Source organism: Enterobacter sp. UPMP2061 (assembly GCF_053709615.1).
This window is the reverse complement of the sequence record NZ_JBSKJP010000007.1, coordinates 25,952-38,885: the sequence shown is the minus strand read 5'-3', so window position 1 is coordinate 38,885 and position 12,934 is coordinate 25,952. Positions and strand designations below refer to the sequence as shown.

12 protein-coding genes are annotated in these 12,934 nt (G+C 53.9%); 8 read left to right on the top strand and 4 right to left on the bottom strand.

Annotated features, from left to right (window positions below; translation table 11 throughout):
* Positions 1-69: 69 nt before the first annotated feature.
* Entirely contained in the window at positions 70-1,227 is a 1,158-nt protein-coding gene (locus ACWKXX_RS14695; RefSeq protein WP_003856217.1) for a CdaR family transcriptional regulator, read from the top strand.
* Positions 1,228-1,316: 89 nt separating this feature from the next.
* Here ACWKXX_RS14695 and ACWKXX_RS14690 read toward each other — a convergent pair whose 3' ends face one another.
* From ACWKXX_RS14690 to map, 4 genes are all read right to left on the bottom strand, one after another.
* Positions 1,317-1,706 (bottom strand): DUF3461 family protein, encoded by a 390-nt coding sequence (locus ACWKXX_RS14690; protein ID WP_015572719.1) that lies wholly within the window; start codon positions 1,704-1,706, stop codon positions 1,317-1,319.
* Between the two features lie 111 nt (positions 1,707-1,817).
* Positions 1,818-2,642, bottom strand: a complete 825-nt coding sequence (gene dapD, locus ACWKXX_RS14685; protein WP_003856214.1) for a 2,3,4,5-tetrahydropyridine-2,6-dicarboxylate N-succinyltransferase — start codon at positions 2,640-2,642, stop codon at positions 1,818-1,820.
* A gap of 32 nt (positions 2,643-2,674) precedes the next feature.
* Positions 2,675-5,350 (bottom strand): bifunctional uridylyltransferase/uridylyl-removing protein GlnD, encoded by a 2,676-nt coding sequence (gene glnD / locus ACWKXX_RS14680; protein WP_261666432.1) that lies wholly within the window; start codon positions 5,348-5,350, stop codon positions 2,675-2,677.
* A gap of 62 nt (positions 5,351-5,412) precedes the next feature.
* Positions 5,413-6,207 carry a type I methionyl aminopeptidase gene (map, locus tag ACWKXX_RS14675; RefSeq protein ID WP_015572721.1) on the bottom strand — a complete coding sequence of 265 codons (795 nt, stop codon included), beginning with the start codon at positions 6,205-6,207 and terminating at the stop codon, positions 5,413-5,415.
* 321 nt (positions 6,208-6,528) lie between these two features.
* On the opposite strand from map, the gene rpsB reads away from it, so the two are divergent.
* The 7 genes from rpsB (at position 6,529) to cdsA (ending at position 12,929) form a co-directional block, all read left to right on the top strand.
* Positions 6,529-7,254 (top strand): 30S ribosomal protein S2, encoded by a 726-nt coding sequence (gene rpsB / locus ACWKXX_RS14670; protein ID WP_003856207.1) that lies wholly within the window; start codon positions 6,529-6,531, stop codon positions 7,252-7,254.
* A gap of 117 nt (positions 7,255-7,371) precedes the next feature.
* Entirely contained in the window at positions 7,372-8,223 is an 852-nt protein-coding gene (gene tsf / locus ACWKXX_RS14665; RefSeq protein WP_015572722.1) for a translation elongation factor Ts, read from the top strand.
* Positions 8,224-8,372: 149 nt separating this feature from the next.
* Positions 8,373-9,098: a UMP kinase gene (gene pyrH / locus ACWKXX_RS14660; RefSeq protein WP_002889306.1), complete on the top strand. Its 726-nt coding sequence runs from the start codon at positions 8,373-8,375 to the stop codon at positions 9,096-9,098.
* Between the two features lie 167 nt (positions 9,099-9,265).
* Complete coding sequence (frr, locus tag ACWKXX_RS14655) at positions 9,266-9,823, top strand: ribosome recycling factor (RefSeq protein WP_017383739.1); 558 nt, start codon at positions 9,266-9,268, stop codon at positions 9,821-9,823.
* A gap of 92 nt (positions 9,824-9,915) precedes the next feature.
* Positions 9,916-11,115 carry a 1-deoxy-D-xylulose-5-phosphate reductoisomerase gene (ispC, locus tag ACWKXX_RS14650; RefSeq protein ID WP_015572723.1) on the top strand — a complete coding sequence of 400 codons (1,200 nt, stop codon included), beginning with the start codon at positions 9,916-9,918 and terminating at the stop codon, positions 11,113-11,115.
* A gap of 185 nt (positions 11,116-11,300) precedes the next feature.
* Positions 11,301-12,059 carry a (2E,6E)-farnesyl-diphosphate-specific ditrans,polycis-undecaprenyl-diphosphate synthase gene (ispU, locus tag ACWKXX_RS14645; RefSeq protein WP_003856176.1) on the top strand — a complete coding sequence of 253 codons (759 nt, stop codon included), beginning with the start codon at positions 11,301-11,303 and terminating at the stop codon, positions 12,057-12,059.
* Positions 12,060-12,071: 12 nt separating this feature from the next.
* Positions 12,072-12,929 carry a phosphatidate cytidylyltransferase gene (gene cdsA, locus ACWKXX_RS14640; RefSeq protein WP_003856175.1) on the top strand — a complete coding sequence of 286 codons (858 nt, stop codon included), beginning with the start codon at positions 12,072-12,074 and terminating at the stop codon, positions 12,927-12,929.
* Positions 12,930-12,934: the final 5 nt, after the last annotated feature.

Here is a 12,934-nt window from a genome sequence, read left to right as displayed (position 1 = left end):
TTGGGCATCTGCACAATGCAGCCTTAGCTGAACTTCCCTATGCTTGAGCTCTGCTCACGGGAGGGTTATATGGCTGGCTGGCATCTTGATACCAAAATGGCGCAGGATATCGTGGCGCGAACCATGCGCATCATTGATACCAATATCAACGTAATGGATGCCCGCGGGCGCATTATCGGCAGCGGCGATCGTGAGCGTATTGGGGAATTGCACGAAGGGGCGTTGCTGGTGCTCTCTCAGGGGCGCGTGGTCGATATCGATGACGCCGTGGCGAAACATCTGCACGGGGTCCGTCAGGGGATCAACCTGCCGCTGCGTCTGGAAGGAGAGATTGTTGGCGTTATCGGTCTGACAGGCGATCCTGAATCGCTGCGTAAATACGGCGAGCTGGTCTGCATGACGGCGGAGATGATGCTGGAGCAGTCGCGTCTGATGCATCTGCTCGCCCAGGACAGCCGCCTGCGTGAAGAGCTGGTGATGAATTTGATTCAGGCGGAGGAGCACACGCCTGCCCTGAGCGAATGGGCGCAGCGTCTGGGTATCGACCTGAATCAGCCGCGCGTAGTCGCCGTTATTGAGGTGGATAGCGGCCAGCTTGGTGTGGACAGCGCCATGGTGGAGCTACAGCAGCTGCAAAACATGCTGGCGACGCCGGAGCGTAACAACCTGGTGGCGATTGTCTCTTTGACGGAAATGGTGGTGCTCAAGCCTGCGCTTAATCAGTTTGGTCGCTGGGACGCGGAAGATCATCGTCGCCGCGTTGAGCTGCTCATCGAGCGTATGAAGGAGAACGGACAGCTCCGTTTTCGCGTCGCGCTGGGAAATTACTTTACCGGGCCGGGAAGCATCGCTCGTTCATGGCGAACGGCGCGCACCACCATGATGGTGGGTAAACAGCGCATGCCGGAGAGCCGCAGTTATTTCTATCAGGATCTGATGCTGCCGGTCCTGCTCGACAGCCTGCGCGGCGGCTGGCAGGCCAACGAGCTGGCGCGTCCGCTGGTGCGTCTGAAAGCAATGGACAACAACGGGCTGCTGCGCCGCACGTTGCAGGCGTGGTTCCGGCATAACGTGCAGCCGCTGGCAACGTCAAAAGCGCTGTTTATTCACCGTAATACGCTGGAGTATAGGCTAAACCGGATCTCGGAACTGACGGGGCTGGATTTAGGGAATTTTGACGACCGGCTACTGCTGTATGTGGCGTTGCAGCTGGATGAACAGAGATGATGCTGTTTGCCGGGTGGCGGCTTCGCCTTACCCGGCCTACATGCGTTCATAGGCCCGGTAAGCGAAGCGCCACCGGGCAATAAAACGGCTCATTTGTTACGCGTCAATTTCTCAAGATCCGCTTCAATCTCGCTGATCTTATTGGTGACTACGCTTTCCAGGTGACGCAGGTCGTCAAGGATCTTACGTTTCAGATCGACTTCGCTGCGATCGCGCTGGCAGATTTGATCGAGTTCGTCGATCACGTAGCGCAGGTTAGGGCTGATTTCCTGTACTTCTTTATATCCCTGACCGATACCGTCAGCGACAACGGTCTTACGCTGGCGAGGGTATTTAAACTTCACGCTTTTGGCGAAGAACTCTCCTTTGTCCTTGTGAAAATAGATTTTCAAAATATCGTTATTGGCTTCCTGGCGGAGACTATAACGATCAATTTCATCAGGATTGGTAATGCCCAGACTTTTCAGATTATCGTACATAGCGGTACCCTTGATCTCAACATAACCTATGAATAATTAACGAAAAAATCTATTTTCGCCACCTTCGGATATAAAAAAAGCGGGGTTGCCCCCGCTTTTTGTTATACCCGATTAATCGATGGTGCGCAGCAGTTCATTGATGCCCACTTTACCGCGCGTTTTCGCGTCCACTTTTTTCACGATGACCGCGCAATACAGGCTGTATTTGCCATCTTTAGACGGCAGGTTGCCGGAAACCACAACGGAACCGGCTGGAACGCGGCCGTAGTGAATTTCACCGGTTTCGCGATCGTAAATACGGGTGCTCTGGCCAATATAAACGCCCATGGAGATCACAGAACCTTCTTCGACGATCACGCCTTCAACCACTTCGGAACGTGCGCCGATGAAGCAGTTGTCTTCGATGATGGTTGGGTTAGCCTGAAGTGGCTCAAGAACGCCACCGATGCCCACACCGCCGGACAGGTGAACGTTTTTACCGATCTGCGCGCAGGAGCCGACAGTAGCCCAGGTGTCCACCATGGTGCCTTCGTCAACGTAGGCGCCGATGTTCACGTAGGATGGCATCAGCACGGTGTTGCGTGCGATGAAGGCACCCTGACGAACGGCCGCCGGAGGTACTACGCGGAAGCCCTCTTTCTGGAAGCGCGCTTCGTCGTAATCCGCAAATTTCATTGGCACTTTATCGAAGTAGCGGCTTTCTGCTCCGTCGATAACCTGGTTATCGTTGATGCGGAAAGAGAGCAGCACAGCTTTCTTCAGCCATTGATGAGTAACCCACTGACCGTCGATTTTTTCTGCCACGCGCAGCGCGCCGGAATCCAGCAGGGAAATAACCTGGTTTACCGCTTCACGGGTCACGGTATCCACATTTGCCGGAGTGATGTCGGCGCGACGCTCAAAAGCGGACTCAATAACGTTCTGTAACTGCTGCATTGTTTACTCTTTCCATTTCACTAAAAAACACGTCACCCTTTATCGTTTGGATTGAGGGCTGCTGTCAACCGTTGTTGCACTTCAAGTTGCAGGTCATTATTAAGGGCACACCGGTCGGCCGTCGCGATTATAAATAAATCTTCTACTCGTTCGCCAATGGTTGTAATTCGGGCGCCGTGAAGCGAAATTCCCAGATCGGCAAAAACCTGGCCGACGCGGGCGAGGAGCCCTGGCTGGTCGAGCGCAATCAGCTCAAGGAACGATTTACGGTCGGTATGGGTCGGCAGGAAATTGACCTCGGTATCGACGGTAAAGTGGCGCAGTTTTGCCGCCTGACGACGCGGCTGCGGAGGTTGCCAGCTGCGCTGCGTAATCGCCTGCTCGAGGCCAAAGCGTATCCCCTCATGCCTGTCCGACGACAGCGGGCTGCCGTCCGGCTCCAGCACAATAAAGGTGTCCATCGCCATGCCGTCGCGGGTGGTAAAAATCTGCGCGTCGTGAACGCTCAGGTTACGCCTGTCCAGCTCGGCACAGACCGCTGCAAACAAATAAGGCCGGTCCGGACTCCAGATAAAGATCTCTGTCCCGCCGCGCGTGGCCTGCGGGCTGAGCAGAATCATCGGTTTTGTCAGGTCGTGCTTCAGCAGATGCCGGGCGTGCCAGGCAAGCTGGTTTGGGCTGTGGCGCACAAAGTAGTTGGCGCGACAGCGCGCCCAAATCTGATGCAGCGCCTCTTCGTTGATGTTATCCATGCGCAGCAGAGCCAGCGCCTGCAACTGATGGTGGCGCACACGCTCGCGCATGTCGGGGGTGTTCTGCATCCCGCGACGCAGCTGTTTTTCGGTGGCGAAGTAGAGTTCGCGCAGCAGGCTCTGCTTCCAGCTGTTCCACAGGGTTTCGTTGGTGGCGCAGATATCGGCTACCGTCAGGCAGACCAGGTAGCGCAGGCGGTTCTCCGTTTGCACTTCCTCGGCGAACTGCTTGATCACTTCCGGATCCTGAATATCACGACGCTGAGCGGTAACTGACATCAGCAGATGATGGCGAACCAGCCAGGCGATAAGCTGCGTTTCACGCGAGTTCAGGCCGTGCAGCTCGGCAAATTTCAGCACGTCCTGGGCACCGAGTACGGAGTGGTCGCCGCCGCGACCTTTGGCGATATCATGGAACAGGGCGGCGATCAGGATCAGCTCCGGGTGCGCCAGACGTGGCCACAGATCAACGCACAGCGGATGGCGGGATCGCGTCTCTTCTTTAGCGAAGCTTTCCAGCTTCAGCATGACGCGGATCGTGTGCTCATCTACCGTATAGGCGTGAAACAGGTCGAACTGCATCTGCCCGACAATATGCGACCACTGGGGCATATAGGCCCACAATACGCTGTGACGGTGCATCGGCAGCAGACCGCGGCTGACGGCGCCCGGATGACGAAGCATGCTCAGGAACAGCGAGCGCGCCTCCGGGATGTAACACAGCGGCTGCTTCAGATGACGCCGTGCATGGCGCAGATGACGCAGGGTGGTGGAGTAGATCCCGGTGATCGTGCTGTTGCGCACCATGGTGTAGAACATTCGCAGGATCGCTTCCGGTTCGCGAATGAACAACGTTTCGTCGCGTAGATCGATAAGCGTGCCGCGCAGCTGAAATTCGTCATCAATCGGACGCGGTTTTTCGTCTGCCGTCAGCGCGAGGATCGCCTCATCGAACAGCTGTAACAGCATCTGGTTTAGCTCAGAGACGCGGCGGGTGACGCGGAAGAAATCCTTCATCATTTGCTCGACCGGCTCGTTGCCCTCGCCCTGGTAATTCAGGCGCTGCGCCACGCTGAGCTGTCGGTCAAACAGCAGGCGGTTATCGTAGCGGGTGACTTCCAGGTGCAGGGCAAAACGGATGCGCCACAGCAGATGCAGACACTCATTGAGTTCGTTACGTTCGGCTTCGGTCAGAAAACCAAACCCGACCATTTCGTCCAGCGATGTTGCTCCAAAATGTCGACGGGCGACCCATTGCAGCGTGTGGATATCGCGCAGGCCACCGGGGCTGCTTTTAATATCCGGTTCGAGATTATAGCTGGTACCGTGATAGCGCTGGTGGCGCTGGTTTTGTTCTTCGACTTTCGCGGCGAAGAATTTTTCCGAAGGCCAGAAGCCGTCGCTAAAGATGTGCTTTTGCAGTTCGAGGAACAGCGCAACGTCGCCAATCAGCAGGCGGGTTTCAATCAGGTTGGTGGCGACGGTCAGGTCAGATAACCCTTCCAGCAGACACTCTTCCAGCGTGCGTACGCTGTGGCCCACTTCCAGCTTTACGTCCCAGAGCAGGGTCAACAGTTCACCGATTTTCTGCGCCCGATCGTCCGGCAGTTTTTTACGGCTTAAGATCAGCAGGTCGATATCAGAGAGCGGATGCAGTTCACCCCGGCCATAGCCGCCGACCGCAACCAGCGCGACGTCGCTCACCTGTCCGAAACCGTAGTCGATCCACAGACGTTGCAGGAGCTGGTCGATAAATTCGGTGCGCGCTTCAATGAGCTGCTCGGCCGAAACGCCTGCGTCAAATGCGTTACCCAGCCAGCGATGGAAAACCTCCATGTGGGCTTTGATATGCGCGCAGGTCAGCTCATGCGGTGGCCAGACGCCCGGGTTATCAGGCTGGTCGGGGAGGGTGGGAAGTGCTGTATTAGCATACTGTTCGGGTAAGAGATTACTCATCGTGCGCCACCCATTAGAAAAAGCTATCGCCATTAAAAAAGCCGGCATTCGCCGGCTTCTTATCACTCAATGTTCGTCAGTATCGCCGGGATGGTGTCATCCTTGCGCAACGTCATAATTTCGCAGCCGTTGTCTGTAACCACAATAGTATGCTCGTACTGGGCAGACAAGCTTCTGTCTTTGGTTTTTACCGTCCAGCCATCTTTCATGGTACGGATGCGGTAATCACCCGCGTTGACCATTGGTTCGATAGTGAAGGTCATGCCCTTTTGCAGCACTACGCCGCCGTCGTCTGCATCGTAGTGCAGAACCTGCGGTTCTTCATGGAACACACGACCAATACCGTGACCGCAATATTCGCGCACCACGGAGAAACCTTCCGCTTCCACAAATTTCTGGATTGCGGCGCCGATGGTGCGCAGGCGGATGCCCGGCTTCACCATTTTCAGCGCCAGGTAGAGGCTCTCTTGCGTCACTTTGCACAGACGCTCGCCCAGAATCGTTGGCTTGCCAACGATGAACATCTTAGAAGTGTCGCCGTGGTACTCGTCTTTAATCACGGTCACGTCGATGTTGACGATGTCGCCATCTTTCAGCAGCTTCTCGTCATCCGGAATGCCGTGGCAAACCACTTCATTAATAGAGATGCAGACGGATTTCGGGAAACCGTGATAGCCAAGGCAGGCGGAGACCGCGTGCTGCTCGTTGACGATATAGTCGTTACAGATGCGATCCAGTTCGCCAGTGCTGACGCCCGGCTTCACAAACGGCTCGATCATTTCCAGCACGTCCGCGGCCAGACGACCGGCGACGCGCATCTTTTCAATTTCTTCAGGTGTCTTAATAGAGATAGCCATGTAATCTGTCCATCGGTGTCGATTTTTTCGACAATACTAGTGTAAGTGTTGTCAATGGTATCAGTCAGGCGCACCCCGTGCCAAATTGAGAATCATTAACAGCACACTCCGCCAACAATTATTGGTTTCTGGCCGTGTTTTGTGATATAAAGCGCGCCGGACTTCCGATCCATCTCAGATACACAGGCTGGACGGGAGCGACAAATCTCACTTTGTGTAACAACACACACGTATCGGCACATATTCCGGGGTGCCCTTCGGGGTCGGTAATATGGGATACGTGGAGGCATAACCCCAACTTTCAATATAGAGGTTTTAAACATGGCAACTGTTTCCATGCGCGACATGCTCAAGGCTGGTGTTCACTTCGGTCACCAGACCCGTTACTGGAACCCGAAAATGAAGCCTTTCATCTTCGGCGCACGTAACAAAGTTCACATCATCAACCTTGAGAAGACTGTACCAATGTTCAACGAAGCCCTGGCTGAGCTGAACAAGATCTCTTCCCGTAAAGGTAAGATTCTGTTCGTTGGTACTAAGCGCGCTGCAAGCGAAGCTGTGAAAGATGCTGCTAACAGCTGCGACCAGTTCTTCGTGAACCATCGCTGGTTGGGCGGCATGCTGACCAACTGGAAAACTGTTCGTCAGTCCATCAAGCGCCTGAAAGATCTGGAAACCCAGTCTCAGGACGGTACTTTCGATAAGCTGACTAAGAAAGAAGCGCTGATGCGTACTCGTGAACTGGACAAGCTGGAAAACAGCCTGGGCGGTATCAAAGATATGGGCGGCCTGCCAGACGCGCTGTTCGTAATCGATGCAGACCACGAGCACATCGCAATCAAAGAAGCTAACAACCTGGGTATCCCGGTATTCGCTATCGTTGATACCAACTCCGATCCGGACGGTGTTGACTTCGTTATCCCGGGTAACGACGACGCAATCCGTGCTGTTAGCCTGTACCTGAGCGCTGTAGCTGCTACCGTTCGTGAAGGCCGTTCCCAGGATCTGGCTTCTCAGGCGGAAGAAAGCTTCGTAGAAGCTGAATAATAAGGTTTTACCCCTTATTAGTACCGTGTATGAATAGGGGCCCATTATCGGCCCCTTTTTTCAATTTATACTGTTTGGCTCCCGGCCGGGCAGTTCACATCTCCCGAGGATTTAAGAATGGCTGAAATTACCGCATCCCTGGTAAAAGAGCTGCGTGAGCGTACTGGCGCAGGCATGATGGATTGCAAAAAAGCGCTGACCGAAGCGAACGGCGACATCGAGCTGGCAATCGAAAACATGCGTAAATCCGGTGCGATCAAAGCAGCTAAGAAAGCAGGCAACGTTGCTGCTGACGGCGTGATCATCACCAAAATCGACGGCAACTACGGCATCATTCTGGAAGTTAACTGCCAGACTGACTTCGTTGCTAAAGATGCTGGTTTCCAGGCATTTGCTAACAAAGTTCTGGACGCAGCGGTTGCAGGCAAAATCACTGACGTTGAAGTTCTGAAAGCACAGTTCGAAGAAGAGCGTGTAGCGCTGGTTGCTAAAATCGGTGAGAACATCAACATCCGTCGCGTTTCTTCCCTGGAAGGCGATGTTCTGGGCTCTTACCAGCACGGCGCGCGTATCGGTGTTCTGGTTGCGGCTAAAGGCGCTGACGAAGAGCTGGTTAAACAGCTGGCAATGCACATCGCTGCAAGCAAACCAGAATTCGTTAAGCCAGAAGACGTGTCTGCTGAAGTGGTAGAGAAAGAGTACCAGGTTCAGCTGGACATCGCGATGCAGTCTGGTAAGCCAAAAGAAATCGCAGAGAAAATGGTTGAAGGCCGCATGAAGAAATTCACTGGCGAAGTTTCTCTGACTGGCCAGCCTTTCGTAATGGATCCAAGCAAGTCTGTTGCTCAGCTGCTGAAAGAGCACAACGCTGATGTAACTGGCTTCATCCGCTTCGAAGTGGGCGAAGGCATCGAGAAAGTTGAGACTGACTTCGCAGCAGAAGTTGCTGCAATGTCCAAGCAGTCTTAATGATTGAAAAGGAGCCGCCTGAGGGCGGCTTCTTTTTGTCACCCGTCTCACGAAATCAGACAGGCTCCAGTATCGCTGTGCTGATTTGCGACATATCATGTCGCCAGAATTAACCCCATCTTAATCGTTGACAGTCTCAGGAAAGAAACATGGCTACCAATGCAAAACCCGTGTACAAACGCATTCTGCTTAAGCTGAGTGGCGAAGCGCTGCAAGGATCGGAAGGCTTCGGTATTGACGCAAGCATCCTTGATCGCATGGCACAGGAAATCAAAGAACTGGTCGAACTGGGTATTCAGGTTGGCGTGGTCATTGGCGGTGGCAACCTTTTCCGTGGTGCTGGTCTGGCGAAAGCGGGGATGAACCGCGTAGTGGGCGACCACATGGGTATGCTGGCAACCGTGATGAATGGCCTGGCGATGCGTGATGCGCTTCATCGCGCCTATGTGAACGCTCGTCTGATGTCCGCTATTCCTTTGAATGGCGTATGCGATAACTACAGCTGGGCAGAGGCCATCAGCCTGCTGCGCAACAACCGCGTGGTGATCCTCTCCGCCGGTACGGGTAACCCGTTCTTTACCACCGATTCCGCAGCCTGCCTGCGCGGTATCGAAATCGAAGCCGATGTGGTGCTGAAAGCGACCAAAGTAGATGGCGTGTTTACTGCCGACCCGGCAAAAGATCCTTCAGCGACCATGTACGATCAGCTGACCTACAGCGAAGTGCTGGAAAAAGAGCTGAAAGTGATGGATCTTGCCGCCTTTACGCTGGCTCGTGACCACAAACTACCGATCCGTGTCTTCAACATGAACAAGCCTGGCGCGCTGCGTCGCGTTGTTATGGGCGAAAAAGAAGGCACTTTGATCACGGAATAATTTCCGTCGGCGATAAATACAGGTAAGATTCCGCTTTATTTCGACGTGGTATCTTACCCGGGCGCGCCTTTGGCGTTGTCATGAATTAAACGCGACTATACTTAGCACACCTGTAGCGCTGTGCTGGCGGATAGTCTGCCTGAGACAAGTTTTCAAGGATCCGTAACGTGATTAACGACATCAGAAAAGATGCTGAAGTACGCATGGAAAAATGCGTAGAAGCGTTCAAAAACCAAATCAGCAAAATCCGTACTGGCCGTGCTTCCCCAAGCCTGCTGGATGGCATCATCGTAGAATATTACGGTACGCCAACGCCTCTGCGTCAGCTGGCGAGCGTGACGGTAGAAGATACCCGTACCCTGAAAATCAACGTGTTCGACCGCTCAATGAGCCCGGCCGTTGAAAAAGCGATCATGGCATCTGACCTGGGTCTGAACCCAAGCTCAGCCGGCGCGGATATTCGCGTTCCACTGCCTCCGCTGACGGAAGAGCGTCGTAAAGACCTGATCAAAGTAGTTCGTGGTGAAGCTGAGCAGGGTCGTGTTTCCGTACGTAACGTGCGTCGCGATGCGAACGATAAAGTGAAAGCCCTGCTGAAAGAAAAAGAGATCAGCGAAGACGACGATCGTCGTTCTCAGGACGACATTCAGAAAATGACCGACGCGGCCATCAAGAAAATTGATGCGGCGCTGGCAGAAAAAGAAGCGGAACTGATGCAGTTCTGATTTTCGCTGTACACTGATAAACGCCGTTCAGAAGGACATTGAGTCTTGCTGGCGGCGTTTTGCTTTTATCTGGTCTAACTTTTGGGCATCTCATGAAGCATCTCACTCTCCTCGGCTCGACCGGCTCTATCGGTTGCAGCACTCTCGACGTTGTACGTCATAATCCTGACAGCTACACCGTGGCCGCGCTTGTGGCCGGAAAAAACGTGCAGCGAATGGTCGAACAGTGCCTGGAGTTTACCCCCCGATTTGCGGTGATGGATGACGAAGAGAGCGCCCGCCAGGTGAAAGCGCTGTTGCAGGAGAAGGGCTGCCGTACCGAGGTACTCAGCGGGCAACAGGCGGCTTGCGATATGGCCGCGCTTGATGAAGTTGATCAGGTCATGGCGGCAATCGTCGGGGCGGCGGGTCTTCTGCCGACGCTTGCCGCTATTGATGCGGGTAAAGATGTCCTGCTTGCGAACAAAGAGTCGCTCGTCACCTGCGGACGCCTCTTTATGGAAGCGGTAAAACAGCGTGGGGCGCGTCTTTTGCCGGTCGATAGCGAACACAACGCGATTTTTCAGAGTTTGCCTCAACCTTTTCAACAAAACCTGGGGTACGCTGACCTGGAGCAGAATGGCGTTGTGTCGATTCTGCTTACCGGGTCTGGTGGCCCGTTCCGTGAAACGCCACTGTCTGAATTGAGCGCAATGACGCCGGATCAGGCGTGTCGTCATCCGAACTGGTCAATGGGGCGTAAGATCTCCGTCGATTCGGCCACCATGATGAACAAAGGTCTGGAATACATTGAAGCTCGCTGGCTGTTCAATGCGTCGGCGAAACAGATGGAAGTGCTGATCCACCCGCAGTCGGTGATTCACTCGATGGTGCGCTATCAGGACGGCAGCGTGCTGGCCCAACTGGGCGAACCGGATATGCGTACGCCTATTGCTCATACGATGGCGTGGCCAAACCGCGTAAAATCGGGCGTTAAGCCTCTCGATTTTTGTAAGCTGAGTTCACTGACGTTTAGCGAGCCTGATTACGACCGTTATCCCTGCCTGAAACTGGCGATGACGGCCTTCGATCAGGGGCAGGCGGCGACAACGGCGCTTAATGCAGCCAATGAAGTGACCGTTGAAGCATTCCTGAATCAGCAGATCCGCTTTACTGACATCGCCGCGTTGAATTTATCCGTGCTGGAGATAATGGATTTGCGTGAGCCGCAGAGCGTGGAAGAGGTGCTGGCCGTGGATGAACAGGCACGCATTGTTGCGCGTAAACAGGTGACACGTCTCGCAAGCTGGTGATAAAGCAAGCACTAGTCGTCGTGCTATTTGTTAGCGTTGGGCTTCAGTGATATAGTCTGCGCCACCTGATCGCAGGTATTTGGCTTTAAGTGGTCAGGTAAGCCGTGGTTTGACACGGCTTTTTTATGTATAGGCTTCAGTATTCCTGTGTACCGTTAAATCCTTTCAGGGACTAAAAACGCGTTATGTTGTCTGCGAATCAACCAATAAGCGAAAACTTGCCAGCACATGGCTGTCGCCATGTTGCAATCATCATGGATGGCAATGGCCGCTGGGCGAAAAGACAAGGGAAGATACGAGCCTTTGGGCATAAAGCTGGGGCGAAATCTGTTCGCCGCGCCGTCTCTTTTGCCGCCAATAACGGCATTGATGCGTTAACGCTCTATGCTTTTAGCAGTGAGAACTGGAATCGACCTGCGCAGGAAGTGACTGCGTTGATGGAACTGTTCGTGTGGGCGCTCGATAGTGAAGTAAAAAGCCTGCACCGCCACAACGTCCGCTTGCGTATTATTGGCGAAACCAGTCGCTTTAACTCACGTTTGCAGGAACGGATTCGCAAAGCAGAAGCGCTGACGGAAAATAATACCGGCCTGACGCTCAATATCGCGGCGAATTACGGCGGACGCTGGGATATTATCCAGGGGGTTCGGCATTTGGCTGAGCAGGTTCAGGAAGGGCTGTTAAGACCCGACCAGATTGATGAAGAGGCGCTGAGTCAGCAAATCTGCATGAATGAACTGGCACCCGTGGATTTGGTTATAAGGACAGGGGGGGAACATCGCATAAGTAACTTTTTGCTGTGGCAAATTGCCTACGCCGAACTTTACTTTACGGATGTTCTTTGGCCAGATTTTGATGAACAAGACTTTGAAGGTGCGCTGCATGCCTTTGCCAATCGAGAGCGTCGTTTCGGCGGCACCGAGCCTGGTGGCGATAACGCCTGATGGGGGTAGCTTTTGCTGAAGTATCGCCTGATTTCCGCTTTTGTATTAATACCCGTCGTCATCGCAGCGCTGTTTTTACTGCCTCCGGTGGGATTCGCTATTGTTACGCTGGTGGTGTGTATGCTCGCCGCGTGGGAATGGGGGCAGCTTAGCGGCTTTACCTCGCGCACTCAGCGGGTATGGCTGGCGGTACTCTGTGGTTTTTTACTGGCCCTGATGCTGTATACCTTGCCTGAATATCATCATGATGTTCACCAGCCGCTGGTTGCCGGATCCTTATGGATATCGCTGGCCTGGTGGATTGCTGCGCTTGTTTTAGTGCTTTTCTATCCGGGCTCTGCGGCGATCTGGCGTAACTCTAAAGTGTTGCGCCTTATTTTTGGTCTGCTCACGATTGTTCCGTTTTTCTGGGGGATGGTTGCGTTGCGCGCCTGGCACTATGACGAAAACCACTACAGCGGCGCGATATGGCTGCTTTATGTGATGATTCTCGTCTGGGGGGCTGACTCCGGAGCCTATATGTTTGGTAAACTGTTCGGCAAACATAAACTGGCGCCAAAGGTTTCTCCGGGCAAAACCTGGCAAGGCTTCATCGGCGGCCTGTTTACGGCAGCGATTATCTCCTGGGGCTATGGCGTCTGGGCGAATCTTGAGGTTGCCCCCTCCACGCTGCTGGTATGTTCGATTTTCGCGGCGCTGGCATCGGTGCTGGGTGATTTAACCGAGAGTATGTTTAAGCGTGAAGCAGGGATTAAGGACAGTGGTCACCTGATTCCAGGACATGGCGGAATACTGGATCGCATTGACAGCCTTACCGCGGCTGTTCCCGTATTTGCTTGCCTGCTTTTACTGGTGTTTGGGACGATATAACGGAA

Coding starts and splice junctions, on each gene's coding strand:
- ispU (WP_003856176.1), top strand. CDS start 11,301: ATGTTGTCTGCGAATCAACCAATAAGCGAAAACTTGCCAGCACATGGC.
- ACWKXX_RS14695 (WP_003856217.1), top strand. CDS start 70: ATGGCTGGCTGGCATCTTGATACCAAAATGGCGCAGGATATCGTGGCG.
- map (WP_015572721.1), bottom strand. CDS start 6,207: ATGGCTATCTCTATTAAGACACCTGAAGAAATTGAAAAGATGCGCGTC.
- tsf (WP_015572722.1), top strand. CDS start 7,372: ATGGCTGAAATTACCGCATCCCTGGTAAAAGAGCTGCGTGAGCGTACT.
- rpsB (WP_003856207.1), top strand. CDS start 6,529: ATGGCAACTGTTTCCATGCGCGACATGCTCAAGGCTGGTGTTCACTTC.
- glnD (WP_261666432.1), bottom strand. CDS start 5,350: ATGAGTAATCTCTTACCCGAACAGTATGCTAATACAGCACTTCCCACC.
- ispC (WP_015572723.1), top strand. CDS start 9,916: ATGAAGCATCTCACTCTCCTCGGCTCGACCGGCTCTATCGGTTGCAGC.
- pyrH (WP_002889306.1), top strand. CDS start 8,373: ATGGCTACCAATGCAAAACCCGTGTACAAACGCATTCTGCTTAAGCTG.
- dapD (WP_003856214.1), bottom strand. CDS start 2,642: ATGCAGCAGTTACAGAACGTTATTGAGTCCGCTTTTGAGCGTCGCGCC.
- ACWKXX_RS14690 (WP_015572719.1), bottom strand. CDS start 1,706: ATGTACGATAATCTGAAAAGTCTGGGCATTACCAATCCTGATGAAATT.